At 68.2% G+C, this 24,799-nt stretch carries 22 protein-coding genes; 12 read left to right on the top strand and 10 right to left on the bottom strand.

Annotated features, from left to right (window positions below):
- Positions 1–25: 25 nt before the first annotated feature.
- Positions 26–1,339: a DUF1214 domain-containing protein gene (locus ACSQ2B_RS11535; protein WP_436049950.1), complete on the top strand. Its 1,314-nt coding sequence runs from the start codon at positions 26–28 to the stop codon at positions 1,337–1,339.
- Positions 1,340–1,385: 46 nt separating this feature from the next.
- Complete coding sequence (locus ACSQ2B_RS11530; protein WP_436049948.1) at positions 1,386–3,350, top strand: DUF3604 domain-containing protein; 1,965 nt, start codon at positions 1,386–1,388, stop codon at positions 3,348–3,350.
- A 25-nt stretch (positions 3,351–3,375) separates the two neighbouring features.
- On the opposite strand, the gene ACSQ2B_RS11525 is transcribed toward ACSQ2B_RS11530, so the two are convergent.
- The 3 genes from ACSQ2B_RS11525 to ACSQ2B_RS11515 all read right to left on the bottom strand — a co-directional run bounded on the left by ACSQ2B_RS11525 (position 3,376) and on the right by ACSQ2B_RS11515 (position 5,729).
- Positions 3,376–3,696 (bottom strand): hypothetical protein, encoded by a 321-nt coding sequence (locus tag ACSQ2B_RS11525; RefSeq protein ID WP_436049946.1) that lies wholly within the window; start codon positions 3,694–3,696, stop codon positions 3,376–3,378.
- A gap of 170 nt (positions 3,697–3,866) precedes the next feature.
- Positions 3,867–4,892 (bottom strand): helix-turn-helix transcriptional regulator, encoded by a 1,026-nt coding sequence (locus ACSQ2B_RS11520; protein ID WP_436049945.1) that lies wholly within the window; start codon positions 4,890–4,892, stop codon positions 3,867–3,869.
- 87 nt (positions 4,893–4,979) lie between these two features.
- Positions 4,980–5,729, bottom strand: coding sequence for a FadR/GntR family transcriptional regulator (locus tag ACSQ2B_RS11515; protein WP_436051011.1), 750 nt, complete (start codon positions 5,727–5,729; stop codon positions 4,980–4,982).
- 235 nt (positions 5,730–5,964) lie between these two features.
- On the opposite strand from ACSQ2B_RS11515, the gene ACSQ2B_RS11510 reads away from it, so the two are divergent.
- The 9 genes from ACSQ2B_RS11510 (at position 5,965) to ACSQ2B_RS11470 (ending at position 15,083) form a co-directional block, all read left to right on the top strand.
- Entirely contained in the window at positions 5,965–7,452 is a 1,488-nt protein-coding gene (locus ACSQ2B_RS11510; protein ID WP_436049943.1) for an aldehyde dehydrogenase family protein, read from the top strand.
- The gene (locus ACSQ2B_RS11505) at positions 7,449–8,234 is read left to right on the top strand and encodes a carboxymuconolactone decarboxylase family protein (RefSeq protein WP_436049941.1); all 786 of its coding nucleotides are present in this window, start codon (positions 7,449–7,451) and stop codon (positions 8,232–8,234) included. Before ACSQ2B_RS11510 ends, ACSQ2B_RS11505 begins: the two co-directional genes overlap by 4 nt.
- 12 nt (positions 8,235–8,246) lie before the next feature.
- Entirely contained in the window at positions 8,247–9,008 is a 762-nt protein-coding gene (locus ACSQ2B_RS11500; protein ID WP_436049940.1) for an SDR family NAD(P)-dependent oxidoreductase, read from the top strand.
- Positions 9,009–9,046: 38 nt separating this feature from the next.
- The gene (locus ACSQ2B_RS11495; protein ID WP_436051010.1) at positions 9,047–9,844 is read left to right on the top strand and encodes an NAD(P)-dependent oxidoreductase; all 798 of its coding nucleotides are present in this window, start codon (positions 9,047–9,049) and stop codon (positions 9,842–9,844) included.
- A 36-nt stretch (positions 9,845–9,880) separates the two neighbouring features.
- Positions 9,881–10,666: an SDR family oxidoreductase gene (locus ACSQ2B_RS11490; RefSeq protein ID WP_436049939.1), complete on the top strand. Its 786-nt coding sequence runs from the start codon at positions 9,881–9,883 to the stop codon at positions 10,664–10,666.
- A gap of 124 nt (positions 10,667–10,790) precedes the next feature.
- Complete coding sequence (locus ACSQ2B_RS11485; protein WP_436049938.1) at positions 10,791–11,276, top strand: VOC family protein; 486 nt, start codon at positions 10,791–10,793, stop codon at positions 11,274–11,276.
- 81 nt (positions 11,277–11,357) lie between these two features.
- Positions 11,358–12,509 (top strand): sulfotransferase family protein, encoded by a 1,152-nt coding sequence (locus ACSQ2B_RS11480; RefSeq protein ID WP_436049937.1) that lies wholly within the window; start codon positions 11,358–11,360, stop codon positions 12,507–12,509.
- Between the two features lie 129 nt (positions 12,510–12,638).
- Complete coding sequence (locus ACSQ2B_RS11475) at positions 12,639–13,157, top strand: hypothetical protein (protein WP_436049935.1); 519 nt, start codon at positions 12,639–12,641, stop codon at positions 13,155–13,157.
- 282 nt (positions 13,158–13,439) lie between these two features.
- Positions 13,440–15,083, top strand: a complete 1,644-nt coding sequence (locus ACSQ2B_RS11470; protein WP_436049934.1) for a carboxylesterase/lipase family protein — start codon at positions 13,440–13,442, stop codon at positions 15,081–15,083.
- Positions 15,084–15,107: 24 nt separating this feature from the next.
- Here ACSQ2B_RS11470 and ACSQ2B_RS11465 read toward each other — a convergent pair whose 3' ends face one another.
- The 4 genes from ACSQ2B_RS11465 to cobT all read right to left on the bottom strand — a co-directional run bounded on the left by ACSQ2B_RS11465 (position 15,108) and on the right by cobT (position 20,209).
- Positions 15,108–16,421 (bottom strand): hypothetical protein, encoded by a 1,314-nt coding sequence (locus ACSQ2B_RS11465; protein ID WP_436049933.1) that lies wholly within the window; start codon positions 16,419–16,421, stop codon positions 15,108–15,110.
- A 197-nt stretch (positions 16,422–16,618) separates the two neighbouring features.
- The gene (locus ACSQ2B_RS11460; RefSeq protein WP_436049932.1) at positions 16,619–17,137 is read right to left on the bottom strand and encodes a sensor histidine kinase; all 519 of its coding nucleotides are present in this window, start codon (positions 17,135–17,137) and stop codon (positions 16,619–16,621) included.
- A 121-nt stretch (positions 17,138–17,258) separates the two neighbouring features.
- Entirely contained in the window at positions 17,259–18,263 is a 1,005-nt protein-coding gene (locus ACSQ2B_RS11455; RefSeq protein WP_436049931.1) for an esterase-like activity of phytase family protein, read from the bottom strand.
- Positions 18,260–20,209, bottom strand: a complete 1,950-nt coding sequence (gene cobT / locus ACSQ2B_RS11450; protein WP_436049930.1) for a cobaltochelatase subunit CobT — start codon at positions 20,207–20,209, stop codon at positions 18,260–18,262. The genes ACSQ2B_RS11455 and cobT overlap by 4 nt, the downstream gene beginning before the upstream one ends.
- Before the next feature lie 344 nt (positions 20,210–20,553).
- Between cobT and ACSQ2B_RS11445 the strand changes: the two genes are divergently transcribed.
- A complete protein-coding gene (locus ACSQ2B_RS11445; protein WP_436049929.1) occupies positions 20,554–20,733 on the top strand; it encodes a DUF1328 domain-containing protein in 180 nt (59 codons plus the stop codon).
- A 66-nt stretch (positions 20,734–20,799) separates the two neighbouring features.
- Here the strand turns inward: ACSQ2B_RS11445 and cobS are convergent, their stop codons facing one another.
- The 3 genes from cobS to ACSQ2B_RS11430 form a co-directional block, all read right to left on the bottom strand.
- Positions 20,800–21,801: a cobaltochelatase subunit CobS gene (gene cobS / locus ACSQ2B_RS11440; RefSeq protein WP_436049928.1), complete on the bottom strand. Its 1,002-nt coding sequence runs from the start codon at positions 21,799–21,801 to the stop codon at positions 20,800–20,802.
- Positions 21,802–21,923: 122 nt separating this feature from the next.
- A complete protein-coding gene (locus ACSQ2B_RS11435; protein WP_436049927.1) occupies positions 21,924–23,228 on the bottom strand; it encodes an MFS transporter in 1,305 nt (434 codons plus the stop codon).
- A gap of 53 nt (positions 23,229–23,281) precedes the next feature.
- On the bottom strand, positions 23,282–24,604 hold the full coding sequence (locus ACSQ2B_RS11430) for an MFS transporter (RefSeq protein ID WP_436049925.1): 1,323 nt from the start codon (positions 24,602–24,604) through the stop codon (positions 23,282–23,284).
- Between the last annotated feature and the right edge of the window lie 195 nt (positions 24,605–24,799).

The raw sequence follows: 24,799 nt of genomic DNA, 5'->3' as shown, positions 1-24,799 counted from the left end.
CCGTGGGACTGTGGGAGGAGATCAGGTGAGAAGAGCGCCGTCCCCGAGGCTTCTGGCCCTGGTTTCAGCCGCGTCGGCGGCGGCGTTCCTGACGGTGGGCGCCGCACGCGCCCAGCCAAGCCCGGCGCCGGCCACGGCTGCGCCAAGCGTGGCCGGCTGGAACGAGCTTCTCGACAGCCTGCGCGACCTGCCGGCCCGGATACTGGCCAAGCTGCCGGAGGAGCAGCGCAACGACCCGCAGGTTCAACAGGAGGTCGGCCGCCTCGCACTTGGCGCGCTGACCTCCTCCGGGATCTCGGTGCTGGGCGGCGACCTCGACCACCCCATGTTCCTGCCCCTGAACGGCTCGATCTTCAGCGTCGGCCAGCCGAATTCGGACACCATCTACAGGACCGCGAGCATCGACCCGGCAGGAACCTATCGCCTGCGGGGGCGGCAGGGCACGGTTCGCATCGCCAGGATTGGCCAGATGGGCCCGACGCCAGGGGATTCCGCGACCCCTCCGAAGGAGATCGTCGGCGCCGCACGGGCCCAGCACGACCTCAAGGCGCTGCAGGTCGACGCCGAGGGCCGCTTCGACGTGATCCTCAGCCCGGCGCGGCCGCCCGGCTACGCGGGCGACTGGTGGCGCCTCGAGCCCTCGACGGCGAAGCTCCTGCTGCGTTCGGTCAGCTCCGACTGGAGCCAGGAGCGCGATCCGACGATTTCGATCGAACGCCTCGACAAGCCGGCCCGGCAGACACGGCCCTCAGCCGAGGCGCTGCGCGACCGGCTCCGGCGCCTGGCGATCCTGGCGAATTTCATCGGACCGCTGCGCGCCGGCGAGCCCGAACGGCTGCGGCGCGAGGGCCATGTCAACCGGCTGCACACGCTCGACGTCTCGCGCCTCGGCGGTCTGGCGGGCCAGTTCTACTATGACGGGGTCTACGAGCTGAAGGACGACGAGGCGCTCGTCGTCGAGGTCAAGATTCCCGCGAAATGCGTCTACTGGTCCTTGATCCTGACCAACGAGATCTACGAGACGACCGACTGGTACGACAACCAGAGCAGCCTGAACGACGCCCAGGCCCGGATTGACAAGGACGGCCTGTTGCGCGTCGTGGTCTCGGCGAAGGACCCGGGAGTGCCCAACTGGCTCGACACCGCGGGCTACTCCACGGGCGTTCTTCAGGGGCGCTGGACGGATTGCGACGCCCAACCGATCCCCGCCGTTCGGAAGATGGCCCTGGACGCAGTCCGCTCGGCGCTGCCGTCCGACACCGCTAACGTCTCGCCCAAACAGCGCGAACGGGCCATTCGCGAGCGTCGCGCGGCGTACCAGCAAAGGCCGCTCTGGTGAAACGCGTCGACCTGGGCGGAGCGACGCTGGCGATTGGAGCCGAGGAATGAAAAGACTGCGCCTTCTGCTGGTCTCCAGCGCCGCCGTCGCGGGCGTCTTGGGCGGCGTCAACCTCTTCGCCGCCTCTAAGCCCGTCGCCGGCAGGCCGCCGCCGCCGGCGATCGTCGCGGCCGCGCACGCGACGGAGAATGATCCGTCCGACCGGCGCGCCTTCTTTGGCGAGCTTCACCTGCATACAGGCCAGTCCTTCGACGCCTACAGCCTGATGGGCGCGCGCAGCACGCCGGACGAGGCCTATCGCTTCGCCCGCGGCGAGCCGATCACCTACCTCGGCCAGACGGTGCAGCGGCCGCGGCCCCTCGACTTCACCGCGGTGACCGACCACGCCGAATACATGGGCGTGCTCAACCAGCTCGACGATGCGGACAGTCCGCTGGCCAAGAGCGATCTCGGCAAGCTGTTCCTGCAGAGTCCGGGCAAGGGCTTTCTGGCGCTCATCGGCAGGCTTTCGAAGGGCGAAGATCCGCCCGAGCTGAACGCCAAGGCGGCGATGTCGCGCACCTGGGCGGCCGAGGTCGACGCCGCCAACAACAACTATCAGCCCGGCAAGTTCACGACCTTGATCGCCTACGAATGGACCGCGATGCCGGATCGCAAGAACCTGCATCGCAACGTCATCTTCCGCAACGCGCCGCCGGCGGCCCCCTTCTCCTCGTCGGCGTCGGAGCGGCCCGAGGACCTGTGGAGCTATCTGGAGCGGCTGCGCGGCCAGGGGATCGAGGCCCTGGCGATTCCGCACAACGCCAACGCTTCAGGCGGGCTGATGTTCGACTGGAACGACAGCGATCACAGGCCGATCAGCGAGGACTACGCCCAGCGCCGGGCGCTCAACGAGCCGCTGACCGAACTCTTCCAGACCAAGGGGCAGTCGGAAACCGCGCCGGAGCTTTCCCCGAACGACGAGTTCAGCAACTTCGAGGTGATGGAGCAGCTGCTGACGGGCGGTCCGAGCGCGGTGAACGGCAGCTATGCGCGCCAGGCGCTCGGCCGCGGCCTGGTGGTCCAGTCGAAGGTGGGGACCAATCCCTTCAAGCTCGGCTTCGTGGGGTCGAGCGATTTCCACGGCGGCCTGTCGAACGCCGACGAGAACGCCTACGCTGGCCAGGGCGGGCTCGGCATCGATCCGAAGGTGAACCTGCCGAGCCGCGAGCTCGCCCAAAAGCTGCTCGCGCCCGGCGAGACCCGTCGTCCGAGCATCGAAGAGCGCGCGAAGGGCGGGGCGGAGTCGGAGCTCAATGCGCACGGCATCTACGGCTCGGCCGGCCTGACCGGCGTCTGGGCGGAGCGCAACACCCGCGAGTCCATCTATGCAGCGCTCCGGCGCAAGGAGACCTTCGCCACCTCCGGCCCGACCATCCGCCTGCGCTTCTTCGGCGGCTGGAACGTGCAGGCGAACGCGCTTGCCCGCCCGGACTGGGTCGCGACGGCCTATCGTACGGACGTGGCCATGGGCGGGGACCTGCCCGCCCGGCCCCAGGCCGCCGCCGCACCCGGTTTCATCGTCGAGGCGGCGCGGGACCCGACGAGCGGCAATCTCGATCGCATCCAGATCGTCAAGGTCTGGCTCGACGGCGACGCCTATCGGGAGAAGGTGTTCGACGTCGTCTGGTCGCCAGAGCGCAAGCGCGATCCGAAGACCGGCAAGCCGCCGCCCGTCCGCAACACCGTGGATCTGAAGACCGCCGCCTATTCCAACACCGTGGGCGCCCCCTTGCTCAGGGGCGTGTGGCGAGATCCGGACTTCGATCCCAAGGCGCCGGCCGTGTACTACGCTCGGGCGATCGAAATCCCGACGCCGCGCTGGAGCACCATATTGGCCGTGAAGCGCAACCTGCCGCTCCCACCGCATCTGCCGGCGACCATCCAGGAACGCGCGGTCTCCTCGCCGATCTGGTACACGCCGCAGAGGATCGGACGTCGGTCGGACACCGGCGTCCGCACACCCAGCTGAGTCTGGCGCGCCTCAGGCCTCCGGCTCAGGCCGCCTCGACGGAATCCAGTCCGACAGGGACATTGCCGCTCGCATCGGGGTGCTGCAGCGCAAGGTCCGCGTGCTCGGCTTCACGCACGCGACGCGCCACGTTGAGCCGCGTGAACAGGGCGGTTCCTCGCGGGAGCGCGTCAAGCTCCTGCCGTGCGCGGCTGAGGTCATCCAACACGCCGATGGCGACGACCTTCCGCGTTCTTTCGGCGACCAGCACGAAGTTGCCGGCGATGGGCGGATGTGCGCCCGAACTGGGCCAGCGCCGGAAGCGATAAGCGGTTCCGGACGCCCCGGAAATGTCGATGAAGTCCATGACGCGAGCTTAGCCGGTCAGGCCCGTCGACCAAAGCGCGGCGTTTCAGTCGCTGGATCACATTGCTGCGTGTGGGTGAATCTTGGTGAGCCCCGCCTAGAGGGTGACAGCGGCAAGTGGATGCCGGTTGCGGCTGCCGTCACGCTCTAAGCTGTTGAAGATAGACCCTTTCAAGGGGGTGGCGCCGCGCCGCTGCGCTGGAGGCGGAATTGGTGCGGCGTGATCCCGGCGTCTTTCGCATAGGCATGGATGAAGGCCGACGCGGAGCTGAAGCCGACAAGGCTCGCAATCTCTTTGACAGGACGCGATGTGCTTAGAAGCTGATTTGCGAGCGCAAACTGCCTCTGCTTCACGAACGCGCCGATCGAGCAGCCGCGGCTGGCCCGAAATGCGCGCGTCAGATGGCGCGGAGACATCTCGCACAGCTTTGCGAGCTCCGTCAGGGTGGGCAGACTTCCTGGTGCGTTCACGCGATCCCTGATCTTGCGCCATTGCCAGTCGGAGAGGCCGCCCCTCACCTGATCGACCGCCGATGTCCAATAGCTGCTTATTTCGAGCAGCAGCTGCGAGATCATCATCTCGATGAGGAGGTCTCCGGCGAGGCCCGGGCGCTGCATCTCCTGCGCCAGTCGAGCTAGCAGCTGATGAACGTTCGCGTCGCCAATATCGAGAATGGCCTCGAGCCGAGAGCCGTTGCTGACGGGGCTCTGCGGCATCCATTCCGGAAACGATTGCGGCGGCGCCCGGCAGATGATGGATGATTGGGCCCCGCCCAGGCATCGCAACTGCAAGCACTCGCCTGGAGGCACGAGAAAGATCGAGCCAGCCCGACGGAACCGGTCCGGGCGCCAGTGGTCGACGAACCGAACGTCTGTCTGCTGTCGCTTCGGCCCGAGTGCGAAATCAAGCCAGTACTGGTCGCCGCTGCAGAACACATCTTCCCGTGGACCGGCGAGTTCGAATTTGACGAGCAGGGCGGCGACATGGTCCGCGTGATGCTCAGCCCGCACCTTGAACTCGACCGCGTCGCCCGCGACGCAGCGGTTCGCCGCCGCCCAGGCTTCAAGACTGAACCCGCCCTCCGGCTTCATCGTGCAGCCCCGCAAGCCGGGTTCCGAGCCGACCCCGTTGAGAACGCGGCCGCACTCGCCGATCTCCCAGGGGCCGATCTCCCAGGGAAGCTCATAAACATGCACCCTATTGGCTTCTAAATTGAGCCTGGGCCTGATTACCGCGATCTTCCTTCAGATAACAGGTGTGTTTGAGGGCTCGACGCGTTCGGATCAGACCGGTATGCGCGCCCAGTCGGGGTCTGTGGGTGTTCCGCATGAGGCGGCGAGCGCGCTGAGCAAGGCCCGGCGATATCGAACGGCTTCGAACATCGCCAGTCCGGCGTCTCCATCAAGGATCGCTTGGATTGTGCGAAGCCGGGCGTTGGCCCAGGCCTCGACGCCCGGGGCGTCGGGAAACAGCGCCGGCGCGCTGTGCGTGCGGGACACGTGGGCCGTCACGCGCGCGAGGAGCTGAAACAGCGGCCGCTCGACCATCCGAAATACGATCGTGTGAAGGTCTTCCTCGATCGCGATCCGATCTGCGGCCGCGCCGCCTTGCTCCAACCGTGTCTGAAGCCCGCGCAGTTGCTCGCGCAGGTTCTCGTCGGCGCAGCGGGCGGCGGCAGGCATCAACTCGGTGTCCAGGAGAGACATCATCTCGAAGACTTCGCGGTAAGCGCCGCCGTGGACTCTCAGGTAGGAGCCAAGGCAGCGTTCGAGCGCGGCGTTGTCAGGCCGGGCGCCGAAATAGCCGCCGCCAGGTCCACGACGGACCTGCAGCAAGCCCTCGTGCTCAAGAACTCGGGCCGCCTGCTGCAGGGTCACGATGCCGACCCGCATCATTCGCGCCAACTCGGGCAAGGAGCCGATCTGGGCGCCCGGCTCCCGGTCGAGAATGAGATCTCTCAACTGGTCGACCGTAGCTTGAACAAGCGGAAGACCCCTCTTCGTCGGGGCTGCAGATTGTTTTCCAGGCGCCACGTTCAACAGCCTTCAATTCTGACGTTCAGCGACGTTTCTACAGGGATTCCGCACCACGACAGTGCGCCCAGCGTCAAGCGCATATACCCAATAACACGCATACAGTTAGGCCCTATCCAGGGATATGTTGCCCCGTTCTCGGGATTGACTGGATCAAAGAGGCATGTTTTTTGCCGATCGCACCACGGCCGCGAATGCCGCGGAACAAGCCCTAAATCCATCAAGGAGCCGAGCCATGGCGTTCTCCTCACCCGTGACGGACCTGTTGCCGCGGCACCCTGTGATCATCGGCGACCAGCGGTTGACGCGCGGCGGCGGCGCGCGTTGGGCGCACGTCTATCCGGCGACCGGGGCGGTCACCGGCGAATTCGACCTAGCCAGCCCCGCCGATGTCGACGCCGCGGTGGCTGCGGCGCGCGCCGCCTTCCCGGCCTGGCGGGCGCTGAGCGGCGACAAGCGCCGTGACCTGATGCTGAGGCTGGCGGCCCTGCTCGAACAGAACCTCGAGCCGCTCAGCCAGTTGCTGACGATCGAGAACGGCTCGATCCTGGTCGCCGGCCCCTTCATGGTCGCCGATGCGGTCCAGAAGTTCCGCTACTTCGGCGGCTGGGCGGACAAGATCCAGGGCCAGACCATCAAGACCTGGGGCGGGCCGGCGCACGACTATGTCGAATACGAGCCCTACGGCGTGGTGGGCGCAATCGTGCCGTGGAACGGTCCGCTCTACGCCGCGACCATGGTGCTGGCGCCGGCGCTGGCGGCCGGCAACTGCGTGGTGGTCAAGGCCCCGGAGCTGGCCCCCTACACGGTGATGCGCCTGGGCGAGCTGTTCCTCGAGGCCGGCTTTCCGCCGGGCGTGGTCAATGTGGTGACCGGGGGCGCTGACGTGGGCGAGGCCATGGTCGCCCATCCGGGGATCGACAAGATCGAGTTCGTGGGCTCCGGCGCCACGGCCAAGAAGGTTCTGAAGACCGCGGCCGAGACCCTCAAGCCTTGCGGCCTGGAGCTCGGCGGCAAGTCGGCGGTGATCGTCTTCGCCGACGCCAACCTGGCCGACGCCGCCAAGCGCGGCCTCTCCGGCGCCATCAGCGCGAGCGGCCAGGGTTGCGTCAACGGCACCCGCCTGCTCGTCGAACGGCCGATCTACGACGAGTACCTGGCGATGCTCCAGGGGATCAGCGGCCACATCAAGGTCGGCGACCCGCTGGACAAGACGACCTTTGTCGGCCCGATCATCACCGAAGCCTCGCTGCAGCGGATCTGCGGCATGGTCGACAAGGCCCAGGCGGAAGGCGGCCGCCTGGTCACCGGCGGCGGGCGGATGGGCGGCGACTACGCGAACGGCTTCTTCCTGCCGATCACCATCATCGCCGACGTCGAGAACCAGAGTTCGATCGCCCAGCACGAGGTGTTCGGCCCGGTGCTGGCGGTGACGCCGTTCGACACCGAGGAGGAGGCGATCGCGCTGGCCAACAGCACCGACTATGGCCTGGGCGGCTACGTCCACACCCAGAACCTGCGGCGCGCGCACCATGTCGCCAGCCAGCTCCAGGCGGGCCAGATCCAGGTCAACGGCTCGGGCGAGGCCATGGCGCCCAATGTGCCGTTCGGCGGCATGAAGCAGAGCGGCTACGGCCGGCTCGGCGGCGAAGCCGGCCTGCACGAGTTCCTGCAGATCAAAAATGTCTGGATGAACCTGGCCAAGCTCGAAGGTGCGCAATGAGCCTGCTCGATCCCGCCGAACGCACCCGCAGGGGCGTCGAGCAGCAGGCGGCGCTGACCGGCGCGCCGGCGCCGGAGCCCAAGACGCTACTGGGAGCCTCTTGGCGCGACTTCATCTATGCCGAGGTCTGGACCCGGCCGGGCCTCGACCTGCGCTCGCGCTTCTGGATCGCCATGGCCGCAGCGGCCTGCTCGCCCGGTCCGGCCGAGATCCTCGACAACTACGTTCGCGGCGCCCTGACGACGGGCGAGGTCACCCTGTCGGAACTGCGCGAAGGCGCACTTCACCTGGCCGTCTACGCCGGCTGGTCGCGCGGCGGCGCCTGGGATCAGTCCATCACCCGGGTGGCGACTTCGCTGGATCTTGCTCCGGCGGAATTCGCGCCGATCCGCGCCGAGCCCTGGGACCCCGCGGTCCGGCATGCCGAAGGCTCGGCCAACTTCCTGGCGGTGATGACCATCGGCGGGCCGCCGCCGGTCGTCGCCTACTTTGACAGCGGCATCCTCAACTTCGTCTTCGGCGAGATGTGGATGCGTCCGGGGCTTGATCAGCGCTCGCGCCGCTGGATCACCATGGTCGGCGTGTCGGAGTCCTCGTCGGACACCCCGATCCGCAGCCACACCTACGGGGCCATGGCCAGCGGCAACGCCACCATGGACGAGATGCACGAGTTCGTCCTGCAGTACGCCATCCATGGCGGCTGGCCGAAGGCCTCCGTGATGCAGGCGACGGTGTTCGAGATGGGCAAGCGCGTCGCCCAAGGCCTGCCCTTCGAGGCTTGATCAGGAGATCCCATGCCGACTGCAATTAACATGACGGGCAAGGCCGCGCTGGTCACCGGCGCCGCCTCTGGCCTCGGCCGCGCCACAGCGCTCGCGCTCGGCCGCGCTGGCGCCGACGTCCTTATCGTCGACGTCAACGCCGCAGGCCTGGACGAGACCGCCGAGCAGCTGCGCGCCCTGGACGTGCGGGCCGAGACCTATGCCGTCGACCTCTCGTCGGCCGACAACTGCCGCACGGCGGTGGCCAAGGCGGTCGAGGCCTTCGGACGGCTCGACGCGCTGTGCAATGTGGCGGGGGTCATCTTCTTCAGCCACACGCCGGAGATGTCAGCTGCCGATTACGAGAAGACGCTGGCGGTCAATTTGAGCGCGCCCTTCTACCTGATCCAGGCGGCGATCCCGCACCTGCTCGAAGCCAATGGCGCGGTCGTCAACGTCACCTCCTCGGCTGCCTTCGTCGGCGAAGCCTATGTCGCCGCCTACTGTGCGACCAAGGCAGGGCTGACCCACATGACCAAGGCGCTGGCCATGGAGTACACGCACAAGCCGATCCGATTCAACGCGGTCGCGCCTGGCGGCATGATGACCAACATCGCTACGAACATGAAGATGCCGGCGGACCTCGACCACTCGCTGATCGCCCGCTTCTCGGGTCTGCGCGGCCTGGTCGAGGTCGACGACGTGGCCGAGATGGTCGCCTTTCTCGCCTCGCCCGCGGCGGCTGGCTACCACGGCGCCTGCATCAACATCGACAAGGGCATCACGGCCGGCTGAGGCCGCGTCCGAGCTAGGGGAGAAGCGTCTTGGCGGACGTGAAATGCGGCTTCATCGGCCTCGGCAGCCAGGGCGCGCCGATGGCCCGGCGGATGGTCGAGGCCGGCTACCCGGTCGTCCTGTGGGCCCGGCGGCCGGAGACCCTGGAGCCCTTCGCCGACACCGCGGCGACGGTGGCCGCCAGCGTTGCGGAGCTGGGCGCCCAGGTCGACCATGTGGGGGTTTGCGTCGTCGACGACGCCGGCGTGCAGCAGGTCTGCGACCTGCTGATCCCGGCCATGCGGGCCGGGGGCCGGATCGCCATCCACTCCACCATCCACCCGGACACCTGCGAGGCCCTGGCCAGACAGGCCGCCGAGCGCGGTCTCGCGCTGATCGACGCCCCGGTGAGCGGCGGCGAGCCGGCGGCGAAGGCCGGGACGCTCACTGTCATGGTCGGCGGCGAGGCGGAAGCGGTCGCCGCGGCGCGGCCGGTCTTCGCGACCTTCGGCCAGCTGATCGTCCACCTGGGCGGCGTCGGCGCCGGCCAGCACGCCAAGCTGGTCAACAATGCGTTGATGGCCGCCAACATGGCGCTGGCCAACCATGCCCTGACCGCGGGCGCCGCGCTCGGCATCGATCGGGCGGCGCTGATCGAGCTGCTGAAGGCCAGCAGCGGCCGCAGCTACAGCCTCGAGGTCTGCGCCCGGCTGCCGACGCCCCAGGCCTTCAAACACGGCGGGGCGCTGCTCGCCAAGGACGTGCGGCTCCTCGGAGAGGTGCTGGGCGACGCCCCTAGCGCCGCCGGCTTGCGCGACGCCGCGACCCCGTTCCTCGATCAGGTTTTGGCCGGCTAAGGCCGCGCCCGCCGACAGATATTCAGGAGATTGGCTATGACGTTTTCGATCGAACAATACCGTCTGGACGGCAAGGTCGCCGTCGTGACCGGCGCCGGCGGGCGCGGCAACAGCATCGGCCGCGCCTACGCCCTGGGCCTGGCAGGCGCAGGCGCGGCAGTCGTCGTGGCCGACCTCAATGCGGAAGGCGCCAAGGCCGTGGTCGACGAGATCGTCGCGGCCGGCGGCAAGGCGATCGCTGCACGCGTGGATATCACCGACGTCGCTGCGGTGAAGCAAATGGCGGCCGACGCCAAGGCCGCCTTCGGCGGGGTCGACATCCTGGTGAACAACGCCGCCCTGATGGTCGAACTGGGCTACCAGCCCGCCGTCGAAGTGCCGATCGAGGACTGGACCCGCCTAATGGCGGTCAATGTGACTGGAGCGCTGAACTGCGTTCAGGCGCTCGTGCCGCAGATGCGCGAGCGGGGCGGCGGCAAGATCGTCAACCAGCTGTCAGGCGGGGCCTTCCCGGCCCAGTCGCTCTATGGCGTCAGCAAGCTCGCCCTTCTCGGCCTGACGACCACGCTGGCCCGCCAGCTCGGCCGCGAGAAGATCAACGTCAACGCCATCGCGCCGGGCAATGTGACCAGCGACGCCGGCAAGCTGTTGACGCCGGACGACTCGCCGTTCGTGAAGCTGCTGGAAGCCACCGTCGCCATGCGTGTCCGTGGCCAGCCGGACGAACTGGTCGGCCCGCTGCTGCTGCTCTGCTCGGCCGCCGGCGACTGGATCACCGGCCAGACCCTGCACGTGGACGGCGGCTGGGTCCTGCGGCCCTAAAATTTGATTTATGTCGTCGGCGTCAGCGCGCGCTGCGAGCGAGTTCCACCAGGAACACGGTCAAACGGGCGCTGGCGCCTGGCGATGACAGTCGCGCGGTGTTCCGCAAAGAGGGCTTCGACCCATGCTCGAGGGCTATCACTTCCAGAACGCCTATGTGACGCGGGACGTCGACAAGTGGGTCGAGGTCTTCCGCAAGCGCGCCAAGGTGGACAAGGTCATCGTCTACGAAGGCTCGACGCCGGTCATGACGCCGCAAGGCGAAGGCATTCAGACCAACAAGCTTGCCTTCATCTGGGTCGGTGACCTGCAGTACGAACTGATTCAACCGATCTCCGGCGCCGTCTCGGTCTATGCCGATGCTCTGCCGGCCGACGACGGTCTCCAGTTCCACCACATCTGCATGCGCGTGGCTGACTGGGACGAATTCCGCGCGCGCGTGGACCAGCAACCCTATCCCGTCGTGCTCGAAGGCGGCGGCGACGCCCTGCGTTTCGTCTACCTCGATGCCAGGCCGTTCCTCGGGCACTACCTCGAATACGTGTGGATGTCGGACGAGCGTTGGGCGCAGATGGGCGGGGCGCTTGCGCCTCGCTACAGCGGCAGCTGATCATTCGACGCACTGAGGGGACGGCCTGCCGCAGGTTCGGCGCAGGACGACTGTCCAGTCGAGACACCGGAGAGAGATTGAATGCAGGTCGACGAGATTATCGCCAAGGCGCAAGAGGCCACGGGACTGACCGACCTCGGCGATCCGTCCGTGCTCGAAGGCCTAGAGGTGCTGATCAAGGCCTCGAACGAGGAGGCCCGCCTCTCGGACGTCGGCGCCCAGCGGTGGCAGGCGACAATCGTCGGGACCCTGTCCAACCGGCTGCGCATCGTCGACTATCTGAAGCGTCATCCCGAGCTGCTCGAGCGCCCCGTCGAGAAGCCGCTGTTCGTCTTCGGCCTGCCGCGCACCGGCACGACCCTCACCATCAATCTGCTGAGCGCCGACCCGGCGCGACGCTGCCTGCTGCGGTGGGAGGCGCTCAACTCCGCGCCGCCGGCGCAGGCCGGCGAACTGCACACCGATCCGCGCTTCATCGCCGAGCAGGAGCGGCTCGCCTTCGCGATCAAGCACGCGCCGCAGATCGCAGCGATCCACTACGAGGACGCCGACAGCCCGACGGAATGCCAGTACGCGATGGCGCTGTCATTCAGCGCCCAGATCTTCGACGCCAACGTGCGCATTCCGAGCTATCGGGACTGGTTCCTGAAGACCAGCTACCTGCCGGCGTTCCGCTTCCACAAGCAGCTGCTGCAGCTGTTGCAGGCGAACAACGGCGGCCGCTGGACGCTGAAGAACCCCTGGCACCCGCTGTTCCTCGACGACCTGACGACGGTCTATCCGGACGCGCAGCTGGTGATGACCCATCGCGATCCGGTCGAGGTCGTGGGCTCCGCCTGCAGCCTGATCCGGCACGTGCGGCCGATGTTCAGCGATGATGTCGACCTGCGTGAGATCGCCGAACAGATGATCGAGACCTTCGATCACATGATCACCCGCCAGAACGCCTTCCGCGACAAGCACGGCGAGGATTCGATCTTCGATATCCAGTACGCGGACCAGCTGCGCGATCCGGTCGGCGTGATGCGCAGGCTCTACGCCCATTTCGACGAGGAGCTCACGCCCGAGGCCGAGGCGGCGATGACCAGCTTGCTGGCCAACAACCCGCAGGGAAAGCACGGAAAGCACACCTACAGTCTGGCCGAGTTCGGCCTCACCGACGCTGGGGTCCGCGAGCATTTCAAAGACTACTGCGACCGCTACAGGATCCCCGTCCGAGCCGCTGCGACCTGACGCGGGCCGCCCGCGGTCATCCTGTGACTGATCAATGCTGGGATCGCCGAGGCGCGATCCCAGCTCTTTTTGAGCGCCTCGACATCCTCGGTTAGATCGAGCATGCAGGAGAGTGTTGTGGAGAGCGCGATGGACTCGTCGAATAAAAGGCCAAGCATCGGCGCCACCTTGCTGCTGATCGTTGGCGTCGTTCCGTTCATGGCCGGCCTTTTTGGCCTCTACCATTTGCTGGGCGTCGGCATGGCCTACGTCGGCTTTCTGTTCCTGGTCTACTGGGCCGCCATTCTTCACCAGGATCCCAAGGCCTTTCTTCCGTCCGTGCTTGGCGGGGTAGGCGGTATCCTGCTCGCCTGGCTGCTGATCGCCATGCCGCCGCTGGTCGGACAGGCAGGTACAGTCATCGCCTTCGCAGCTCTTGTGGCCGTCCTGTTCTGCTTCATGCGCGGGCATGCTCGGCTGGTTGTGAACAACTCCACCATGCTGTTCCTGACCGTGGCGACGATTCCCGACCTGAAGATCGCAAGCAATGTCGTCGTCATGGCGGAGTCATTGCTCCTTGCTGCGGCCTATATGGGTGCGGTGTCTGGGGTCGTGCACCTCGTCACCAAGCACCGCTCCAAGAAGAGCCCAGCGCCCGCCCCGATCTGATTATAGCCCGCAACTGCGGGCTCGGCCGGGGCGGCAGCTCTCCAGATCGGGGCCTTGGCTGACCGACAAACCGGGCGCGCTCTTGCGTCGCCTGTCCTCCCAGTCCCCCGGCGTCATGGATACGGCCAGCGTTCCGCGCCAATAATTATGTGCATATTATTGGAGCATGTTTGGCCGGAATGTCCCGCTATAATGGATTGACGGGCGCAATAATGTGCCGATTATAGCGGTCTATAACGAAGCGACGCCAGCAGAGAGCGTCTGAAATATGGGGGAGGGGTCATGGCCAAGGTTACGCGGAGACACGCGCTCGCGACGGGCGTCCTCGGATCGGTCGCGCTGAATGGCTTCGGTTTCGCGGCGGCGGCCCAGGAGGGCGCGGTGAGCGGATCGGTGGAGACGGCCTCAGGCAAGGTGCGTGGCAAACGCAGCGGCGGCGTGTCGAGCTTTGTCGGCATTCCCTATGGGGAGGATACCGGCGGGCGCCGCTTCCAGCCCGCCCGGCCTCCCGCGCCATGGGCCGGCGTGCGCGACTGTTTCACCTTCGGATCCCGCGCCCCGCAGGGCTCGCTGAGCATTGGCGCAGGCCGTCCCGGCGCAGGGACCAATCCCGAATTTCTCCGGATGCTGGGCACGCTGTTCGGCGGCGGCATGGAGCACCTGCCCCCGGAGAGCGAGGACTGTCTCTTCCTCAACGTCTTCACGCCCGAGGCCTCTCGTCAGCGGCGACGTCCGGTGATGGTCTGGCTGCACGGCGGCGGCTTCGCGCTCGGGTCAGGCGACTCGCCGCTCTACGACGGAAGCGCGCTGTGCCGGCGCGGCGACGTCGTCGTGGTGACCCTGAACCATCGCCTGAATGCGCTGGGCTACCTCTATCTCGGCGCGCTGCACGACGACTTCGCCGATTCCGGCAACGTCGGGCAGCTCGACATCGTCCTCGCGCTGCAATGGGTGCGGGACAATATCGCCAGCTTCGGCGGCGATCCGGGCAACGTCACCCTGTTCGGCGAGAGCGGCGGCGGCATGAAGGCCGGCGTCCTCTTAGGTATGCCGCCCGCCAAGGGGCTGTTCCACAAGGCCATCCAGCAAAGCGGGCCAGCGGTCACCGCGGTCGCCAAGGGCGACGCCGCGGAGCTCGCAGAGCGCACGCTCGCCGCGCTCGGTGTGGCGAAATCTGACGTCCACCAGCTGCAGAGGCTCGACCGGGCCCGCCTCATCAAGGCCGCCACGGCGGCGCAAAGCTCCGGCGGCGGCCTCACGGGGCGGACGCTGGCGCCCGTGGTGGACGGCCGGGCTCTGCCCGCCCATCCGTTCCAGCCGACGGCGCCGGAGCTCTCGCGCGACGTGCCGGTCATCATCGGCACGAACAAGGACGAAGGCGCTCTGTTCTTCGCCGCGGATCCTGGCTTCGGCAAGCTGACGGCGGAGGAGGCGCGCGGGCGTTTCCAGACGATGCTGGGTCCGCGCGGCCAGGCCGCGTTCGAGACCTATCGGTCGCTTCGGCCCGACGACCCGCCGACCTACTGGGTCACCGCGCTGATGACCGACCTGATGATGCGCACCAACTCCATCGTCGAGGCCGAGCGCAAGGCTGCGCAGACGGCGGCGCCCGTCTACATGTACCGGCTGGACTGGGAGACGCCGGTCATGGGCGGCGTGTTGCGGGCGCCTCACGGCCTCGACACGCCGCTGGGCTTCGACAACGCCGACAAGGCGGCCGCCCTGCTGGGGACGGGGCCCGAGCCAAAGCAGCTGGCCGCCCAGATGTCTCAGGCCTGGATCAACTTCGCCCGGACGGGCGACCCCTCGCAAACCGGATTGGCCTGGCCGCGCTACGACGTGAAACGCCGCGAGACCATGATCTTCGACGCCCCCAGTCATGTCGTCACCGACCCTGATCCGGAGCGGCGGGCCTTCTGGGCCTGACGCCACGCCGTCAGTTCGTCGCCTTCACCAGAGCGGACGTTGCTGGTAGGCGGCGCGCCGCTCCCGGATGACCCGCTCGCGCTCCTGCTGTGAGATGGTCCGGGTCTCCGGCGGCAGGGCGGCGCGGACTTCGCCAAGCGCGACCTTGCGAGCGGTCGGAATCGGCTGGGCGCTGCACCCTGTCCAGCGCCCCTGCACGATGCCCCGCGGGTAGCCCGCAGTGTCGAGCCAGTTCGGTACGCCGGGATCCTTGGCGGAGACCACGACGCGCAGCACGCCGTCCTTGTCCGGCTTGGCCTGGGCGTCGTTCAGGCTCGACTGGTTATTGATCCAGTCGGTTGTCTCGTAGAGTTCATTGGTCAGCAGCAGCGAGCGGTATCGGCAGGCCTGCGGGACCTTGGCCTCAAGGATGAGCGCTTCGCTGTCGGCCAGCTCGTAGGCTCCCTCGTAATAGAACTGACCCGGAACCTGGCCCATCGAGGTCATCACCTTCAGGCGATTGACGAAGCCCTGCTCCCTCAGACTCTCGACCCGCCGGACCAGCAGCAGGGCGATGAAGTCGGTGGCGCCGGGGAGGCGCCGCAATCGCTGCTCGAGCTCGGCGGCGGGCGGGCGGGGCCGCGTCGCCGGACCATCCAGGCGCTCGATCGATACGGTCGGTTGTTCCTCCTTGCCCCAATCGGAACTCACCATTCGCATCAGGAGCCGGACCGCCCGAGGGTCGAGCTTCCACCAGTCGCCGGTGTAGCCGGCCGGCCGTTCAGGGCTGAGGATCACGTCGAAGCGGCCGCTCTTGTCGACGTGCAGGGCGTTGAAGTCATTGAAGGCGGCGGGCAGGCGCACCTGGCCCGTCGTGGCGCCCGCCTCGTTCGGCGTGGGAAACGACTGGGCGACGTTGAAGATCGGCAGGGACCCGCGGCGGCCGCGCAGGCGATAGGTTCCGCCGGGCGTGATGCTGGTGGAGCGGTAGATGGTGTCCGCATTGGGCTGGCCGACGTTCAGCGTCTGGCCGATCTGCGGTATGAAAGCCGGATGATCGCCGTCGCTGGCGATGGCGTCCAGGCTGGAGGCCGCCAGGGCCTCCAGCGCCAGCCGGCCGACTTCCTGTCGTACCTGGGGGTCGTTGCGCTGATCTTCCGGCAGCTTGGCGAGGATCCGCTCCGGCAAGGTCCGCAGGCTGTCCACCAGTTCGGTCCAACCCTCCGGTGCGGCCGATACGGGCGGGGACGGAGCGGCGGAGGGCTCGGCGCGGGCGGGCGGCGCTTGAGCCGCTGTCGCCACAGCCGCGAATGCGGCTGCGAGCGGGATGATCGCCCGCAAGGGCTGCTGCTGCTTCATTCGGTCCTCTCCAGGCTCGTGCTTCACGCGACCGCGCGGGAATCTGAGACTTTCCACAAAGCACATCAAATAAGTAGGAATTTAGCGCTCTTACGACGACACCGATGCGTTGAGGAGGACGACGAGACCGCCCTGATCTCCACCGCCACTTCGGTCCGGATACGATCGGCCGGAAGGGCGTGGGCCCGACCGCCGTGTCATGAGGCGGCGCGCGGCGGCAGGGCGAGCGGCAGCCAGACGGAGAAGCAGGCGCCCGAACGGTCGTGGCGGTTCTCGGCCCGGATGTGTCCGCTGTGAGCCTCGGCGAGCTTGGCCGCCAGCGGCAGCCCCATGCCGGAGCCCGGGCGGCTTGCATCCTTGTTGGCGACGGCGCGCCAGAACGGGGCGAAGAGCAGCGCCGCATCGCTCGGCGCGAACCCCGGACCCTCGTCGAGGATGTGCGTCACCACCCAACGTCCCGTGACCCTGACGACGACATTGACCTCGCAGTCCTGCGGCGCGTGCTTGACCGCATTGGTCAGAATGTTGGTGAAGACCTGGACCAGCCGGATCGGATCGCCGTGCACCAGCGCGGGCTCATAGTTCTCCAGAAGCCGCACGCCCCGCGCCTGCACCACGGCGCGCAAGTCCGCCACCGCCGGGCTGAGAAGGGCGCCGAGATCGACGAGCCGGCTGACGCTCGCCGCCAAGCTCGCCGAGGCGCACGGCGGACTCATCACCGCCGAGAACAGGCTGGACCGTTCCGGCGCCTGTTTCGCGGTCTGGTTGCCGCTTGCGCGGAACTCCCGCGCCGTCTTGTGACGCCGCGAGTGCGACAGATGAGGGCTCGGGCGATGATTAGGGACCGCGACGCCCTGTGCGCCCAGGCGGCCGCCAGTCGAACGCCAGAAGCAGCGTCCGCTGGAGCTTGGAGAAGTTGTCGTCGGACAGCAGGTAGAGGCGCAGCGACCCGTCGGGTCGGGGCAGGGCGGCCACCCCTTCGAAATTGTCGACGGTCAGCGGGGCGGCCAGCCGAAGCTCGTCCAGGGTGGTCCCGTCGGCGCCGACAATGCGCAAGGTGATCCGCATGCCCTGCAGGAGGCTGAAGGCGCGCAGCAGATAGACCCGCCCGCCGCCCGGCAGGGGGGCGACCGCCGTCAGCGCGAATTCGTCGGGCCTGGCCACCTGAGCGGTGGCGACGCAGCCGGAGGTCAGGCGGCAGAGCCAGGTCTGGCCGCTGGCCTCGCCGCCGACGATATAGGCGTCGGCGCCGGCCGCGGGATCCTGGGCGAGCGCCTCCATGCCGAGATTGTCGGGGAAGCTCACATTGGGCGAAGGGGCGCGGCGCGGCGAGCCGCCGCCGGCGGGATAGAGCAGGATGCGGTCGTCTCGCTCCAGGCTGACCAGCCGCGCGCCGCCCGGCAGTTCGGCTATGCCCTCGGCGTCGGACTCCTGCTTGCCGAGCGCCGAGAGCGGCTGGCTGTTCTCGGCGGGCAGCGGCCAGAGCTTGCCGCCGGCGACGCCGGCGAGCCGTCCCTTCCGGTCGAGGATGAGACGGGCTTCGAAGACGTCGCCTTCGTCGGTGACCGACAACATCCGGCCGTCGGGCCAGACCTTGAGGTCGGAGAGGCCGTGGAGCCGCGAGGTGTCGGGCGAGGTGAGCTGCAGGCCGCCGGCATAGACGAAGGCACCGATCCGTTCCGGCCGCGTGCCCTCGGCGGAGAGCCGGACAGGGCTGGCGCGGATCGCGACCCGCGGCTCGGCGGTGACGGGATGGGCGGGCAGGCCGGACTGGGCCGTGCAGGCGCAGAGGGCGAGAACCGCGAGGGCGGCCGCGGCCCGCCGCGCCGCCCAGGGCCTCAAGCCACCGCCCTTCGCACTTCCTTGAAGGTGGAGCGGCGCATGCCGCCGGTGGGGCCGTGGGTATTGGGCGGCGGCGGCAGCAGGCCGGCGCCCCCGCGGCTGGCCTTGCGCGGCACTTCCTCGAACAGTTCGGCGAGCTGCTCGACGATGGCGCCGGCCAGCTGCTCGACATCGACGATGGTGACGGCGCGGCGGTAGTAGCGGGTGACATCGTGGCCGATGCCGATGGCGATCAGCTGCACCGGGCTCTTGGCCTCGATCTCGGCGATCACCTCGCGCAGGTGGCGCTCCAGATAGTGGCCGGAGTTCACCGAGAGGGTGGAGTCGTCGACCGGCGCCCCGTCGGATATGACCATCAGGATGCGCCGCGCCTCCGGCCGGCCGATCAGCCGATGGTGCGCCCAGAGCAGGGCCTCGCCGTCGATGTTCTCCTTCAGGAGCCCCTCGCGCATCATCAGGCCGAGGTTGCGGCGCGCCCGCCGCCAGGGCGCGTCGGCGGCCTTGTAGATGATGTGGCGCAGGTCGTTCAGCCGGCCGGGCTGGGCGGGCTTGCCGGCCTTCAGCCATTCCTCGCGGCTTTGCCCGCCTTTCCAGGCGCGGGTGGTGAAGCCGAGGATCTCGGTCTTGACCCCGCAGCGCTCCAGGGTGCGGGCCAGGATGTCGGCGCAAACCGCCGCGACCATGATCGGCCGCCCGCGCATCGAGCCGGAATTGTCGATCAGGATGGTGACGACAGTGTCGCGGAATTCGGTGTCGTCCTCCTCCTTGAAGGAGAGGGGGGCGGTGGGGTCGGTGATCACCCGGGTCAGCCGCGCGACGTCGAGGATGCCTTCCTCGAGGTCGAAGCTCCAGGCGCGGTTCTGCTGGGCCAGCAGTTTCCGCTGCAGGCGGTTGGCCAGGCGCGAGACAACGTTGGACAGGCTCGCCAGCTGCTGGTCGAGGTAGGCGCGCAACCGCCCCAGCTCCTCGGTGTCGCACAGCTCCTCGGCGGCGACGATCTCGTCATGTGAGGTGCTGAAGACCTTGTAGGTGACCGGCTTGCCCTCGCCCTTCATCTCTGGACGGGCGGGCTGCTCGCCTTCGCCCATCTCCGGCTGTTCCTCGGAGTCCTCGGAGTCGGCGCTGTCCTGGGCCTCCATCGTCTGGCTGTCGGCGTCGTCGGTTTCCTGGCGCTGGGTCTCGCCTTCCTCCGGGGCGGAGGCCTGGGGCGACTGGCCCTCGTTCTCGCTGTTGTCGTCCGCCTCGTCGGCCTCGGGTTCGCCGTCCTGCTCGCTGTCGTCGCTGTCGTCGGCCTCGTCCGGCTGGTCGAGCATGTCGTCGGACATCTGCAGGTCGCGCAGGATGGCCCGGCTGATCCGGGCGTAGGCCTTCTGGTCCTCGACGGCGTTCACCAGCTTGTCGAGGTCGGCGCCGGCCTTGGCCTCGACGTCGGCGCGGAACAGGTCGATCAGCGGCTGGGCCGCCGCCGGCGGCGCCTCGCCCGTCAGCCGCTCGCGCACCATCAGCGCCAGCACCTCGGCCATCGGCGGATTGGCCACCGCCTCGACCTGGTTGACGGTCTTGCGGGCCCAGGCCTGGTCGAGCACGGCCTTCAGGTTCACGCGCACGCCGCCCAGGGCGTTGGCGCCGATCGCCTCGATTCGGGCCTGCTCAAGGGAGTCATAGGCCGGCTGGGCGTTCGGCGAGGCCGGCCGGGCCTTGGCGTGCTGCGCCGGATCGTGGTGAGCCAGCCGCAGCGCCATCTGGTCGGCGAAGCCGCGGATGCGCGCGGCGTCGGCCGGCGTCATGTCCCGGGGCGGGTGGGGCAGGACGGCGCGCTTGCCGACCAGCTGCGGCCCCTCGCCGGAATAGACGATCTCCAGGTCGGACGTCTCGGCCAGCGACCGCGCGGCGTGGGCCAGCGCGCGCTTGAAGGGCTCGACGGGGCTTTCGGGGGACTTGGCCATCGCTGCGGTCTTAGATCAGGGCGCGGGCGCGATGAAGCAAGGATTTGCGACGGGTTTTTGATCCGGCGTCAGTATGCGGCGCGGCGCTCGATTTTTAGAACCACGGAAAACACGGACGACACGGAAGAGACAAAGGCGGCTAAGCGGCCTGCTTCTGATCGACTGGCTTTTGGCCAGTCCCTCTATTGGCCACGCCCGTGGGCCGCCTCGCGCTCTCGGCGCGGCCCTTCCGTGTCGTCCGTGGTCGCGAAGCGTTCGCTTCTCCAGTCCACGGAACACCAAGGCGAAGCTGCACGTTTGCGCCCCGAAGGCCCTCGCGGCCTTGCGAATGAGGAGAGAGCAAGATGCTGAAATGGGCTCTGATCTTCGCCGTGATCGCCCTGATCGCCGGCGCCCTGGGCTTTGGCGGCGTCGCGGGCGCAGCCGCGGGGATCGCCAAGATCCTGTTCTTCCTGTTCCTGATCGGCTTCGTGGTCTTCCTGGTGCTCGGCTTCATGGCCGGGAAGAAGATCACCGGCGACTAGCGAACCGGACCGCTCAGGCGAACCATGGACGCGCCCGCTCCGGCTTGCCGGGGCGGGCGTTTCGTATCAGGCCACCCGCACCCGGGCAGTGCTTTCCGGCAGGTCCTGGCCGAAGGCGCGCTGGAAGAATTCGGCGACCGTGCCGCGCTCCAGCTCGTCGCACTTGTTCAGGAAGGTCATGCGGAAGGCGAGCGCGATGTCGCCGCCGAAGATCTCGGTGTTCTGCGCCCAGGTGATCACCGTCCGCGGGCTCATCACCGTCGAGATGTCGCCGTTCATGAAGGCGTTGCGGGTCATGTCGGCGACCCGGACCATGGCGTTGATGGTCCGCTTGCCCTCGGCGGTGGCGTAGGCCGGCGCCTTGGCCAGCACGATGCCCGCCTCGACGTCGTGGCTCAGGTAGTTGAGCGTGGTGACGATCGACCAGCGGTCCATCTGCGCCTGATTGATCTGCTGGGTGCCGTGGTAGAGCCCCGTGGTGTCGCCCAGGCCGATCGTGTTGGTCGTCGAGAACAGCCGGAAATACTTGTTCGCGCGGATCACCCGGTTCTGGTCGAGCAGGGTCAGCTTGCCCTGGGCCTCCAGCACCCGCTGGATGACGAACATCACGTCCGGACGGCCGGCGTCATATTCGTCGAAGACGAGGGCGATCGGCCGCTGGATCGTCCAGGGCAGGATGCCTTCGCGGAATTCGGTGATCTGCTTGCCTTCCTTCAGGACGATGGCGTCCTTGCCTACCAGGTCGATCCGGCTGATGTGGCTGTCGAGGTTCACCCGGATCAGCGGCCAGTTCAGGCGGGCTGCGACCTGCTCGATGTGGGTCGACTTGCCGGTGCCGTGATAGCCCTGGACCATGACGCGGCGGTCGAAGGCGAAGCCGGCCAGGATGGCGCGGGTCGTCTCCGGGTCGAACTTGTAGGCCGCGTCGATGTCGGGCACATGCGGATCGCGCTCGGAGAAGGCCGGAACCTTCATGTCGATGTCCACGCCGAAGGTCTCGCGTGCGTCGACCTCCGTGTCCGGGGTCAGCGAGATCAGCTTGTCTTCGGAGGAGTCAAAGGCGGCCATGTGGGTCGATTACAGGCAAGGCGTCCGGGACGCAAACAGGTGTTAGCCCCCTTAACGCTCAGGCGCGGCGTGCAGCGCCGGAACGGGCAGGGGCTCTCATGTGGGCGCCCGCCCCGAGGCTTTCAACCGAGGTCGTGGGTGGCGCGGCGGGCGAGGGGCGCCAGGGCGATCAGGCTGATCACGGCCGCCGCCGAGAGGTAGAGACCCACCGGCGGCAGGCCGCCCCGTTCGGCGAGGGCTGCGGCTATGATCGGCGCCAGGCCGCCGCCGATGATGCCGCCGACGTTGAAGGCGACCGAGGCGCCGGAATAGCGCACGCGAGCCGGGAACAGGCTGGGCAGGAAGGCGCCGAGCGGGCCGTAGACGAAGCCCATCAGGAAAAGGGCCAGCGACAGGAAGGCCCAGATCAGGAAGAGGCTGCCCGAGCCCATCATCACGGGGAGCAGGAAACCCGCCGCCACGGTCGCCGCGCAGCCGGCCATCAGCACCCGCCGCGGGTTGGTCGCGTCCGACCAGTAGCCCGCCACGACGATGCCCACCGCCAGGAAGACGATCGCCCCCAGCTGGACGCCCAGGAAGGTCTCGCGGCTGTAGTTCAGGTGGCCGACGCCATAGCCCAAGGCGAAGGCGGTGGAGAGGTAGAAGATGGCGAAACAGCACACGACCGCGAAGGTGCCGCCGAGCGTCGCCAGCGGATGGCGGGTGAGCACCTCGCCGAGCGGCGCCTGGGCCGGCGGGGCTTCGGCCAGGGCGGCCTTGAACGCCGGGGTCTCGGTCAGCTTCAGTCGCACCCAGAGGCCCACCGCCACCAGGACGGCGCTGGCGATGAAGGGCAGCCGCCAGCCCCAGCTCTTGAACTGCTCCGGCGTCAGCAACAGCCCCAGCAACAGGAAGAGGCCGTTGGCGGCGATGAAGCCGACCGGAGCCCCCAGTTGCGGGAACATGCCGAACCGCGCGCGCCAGCCGGGCGGGGCGTTCTCCACCGCCAGCAGGGCCGCGCCGCCCCATTCGCCGCCAAGCCCGAAGCCCTGGCCGAAGCGAAGCAGGCAGAGCAGGAACGGCGCCCACCAGCCGATCTGGGCGTAGCCGGGCAAGAGGCCGATCAGCACGGTCGAGACGCCCATGGTCATCAGCGAGGCCACCAGGGTCGACTTGCGCCCGATACGGTCGCCGAAGTGGCCGAAGAAGGCCGCGCCCAGCGGCCGGGCGAAGAAGGCCACCGCGAAGGTGGCGTAGGCGCTGAGCAGTTGCGCCGAGGGCGAGGCCGGCGGGAAGAACATCGGCCCCAGCACCAGGGCGGCCGCCGTCGCGTAGATGTAGAAGTCGTAGAACTCCACCGCCGTGCCGACCAGGCTGGCGACCAGCACGCGACGGTTGGAGGGCGCGCCAGGTTCCAGAACCTTGGGCGCGGCTTGCAATACGGACATGGACGCTCTCCCCCGGCTTGGTGGTCTCGCTTCGCGTCGTTCGGGGCGGAAGGTCAAGCGGCGGCGCTGCTCAGCCGAGGCCGACGGGCCAGCAAGATGAGGGCGACAAGCGACAGCAGGGCCGCGCCGGCGAGATAGACGCCGACCGGCGCAAGCCCGCCGTCCTGTGCGAGCGCCGCGGCGATGATCGGCGCCAGGCCGCCGCCGATGACGCCGCCCAGATTGTGCGCGACGGCCGTCCCGGTATAGCGCACCCGCGTCGGATAGAGGCTCGACAGGAAGGGGCCGAGCGGTCCCGTGACGAAGCCCATGACGAACAGGGCCGTCGACAAATAGAGGCAGATGATCAGCAGCGAGCCGGACTCCAGGGCGGCCGGCATCAGCAGGCCGGTGATCACCGTCGCCGCGCAACCCGCCATCAGCGCCCGTCGCGGACTGGCGGCGTCCGACCAGGCGCCCGAGGCGACGACGCCCCCGGCCAGGAAGACGATGGCGACGAGTTCGACGCCGAGAAAGGCCTCGCGGTCGTACCTCAGGGTTCCGACGCCATAGGCGAGCACGAAGGTGGTCATCAGATAGAAGCTGGCGAAGCAGGCGATCACAGTCATTGCGCCGCCCAAGGTGGTCAGCGGGTGATTCGCCAGCACCTCCCGCAGGGGAGCTCGCGGCGGTGGGGCCTCGGCCAGGGCGGCCTTGAACGCGGGCGTCTCGGCCAGTTTCAGCCGGATCCACAGGCCCACCACCACCAGGACGGCGCTCGCCAGGAAAGGCAGCCGCCAGCCCCATGCGCGGAATTCCTCGGGCGTCAGCAGGAGACCCAGGATCAGGAAGAGGCCGTTGGCGGCGATGAAGCCCACAGGCACGCCGAGCTGGGGGACCATGCCGAAGCGCGACCGGTGGCCTGGCGGGGCGTGTTCGATCGCCAGCAGCGAGGCGCCGCACCATTCGCCGCCTAGTCCGAGCCCTTGCCCGAACCTCAGGAGGCAGAGCAGGGCCGGCGCCCACCAGCCGATCTGGGCGTAGGTCGGCAGGAGCCCGATCAACACCGTGGACAGGCCCATCACCAGCAGCGAGGCCGTCAGCATCGACTTGCGACCGAGCCGATCGCCGAAATGGCCGAAGAAGGCCGCGCCCAGCGGCCGGGCGAAGAAGGCGACGGCGAAGGTGGCGTAGGCGCTCAACAGCTGCGCCGACGGTGAGGCGTCCGGAAAGTAGAGCGGTCCCAGCACCAGCGAGGCGGCGGTCCCGTAGATGAAGAAGTCGAAATACTCGACGGCGGTGCCGATCAGGCTCGCGGCGAGCACCCGGCGCATCGAGGACCCCTTGGCGGCGGCCGCGCTTGGCGCCGCCTCGGACACGGCTTGCGTCGCCGACATGCGGCCCCTCCCGAAATCTTCGTTATTTTCCTATCGCTTCGCGTCCTTCGCCGAGCAGGTCAAGCCTGGGCGTCCCTTCCTCCCTCCCCTTCATGGGGAGGGGACGACCGTGAAGCGGTCAGGGCTGGGGAACTGAGGTCCAGGTACGAGCGCTGTGCGTGAAGCGCTGTTCCCCACCCGGCTCGCCGATGGCGA

Source organism: Phenylobacterium sp. LjRoot225, from assembly GCF_964252855.1.
In the GTDB taxonomy this organism is placed as follows: Bacteria; Pseudomonadota; Alphaproteobacteria; order Caulobacterales; family Caulobacteraceae; genus Phenylobacterium.
The sequence above is the reverse complement of the archived record's forward strand: the minus strand, read 5'-3'. Positions and strand labels throughout refer to the sequence as shown.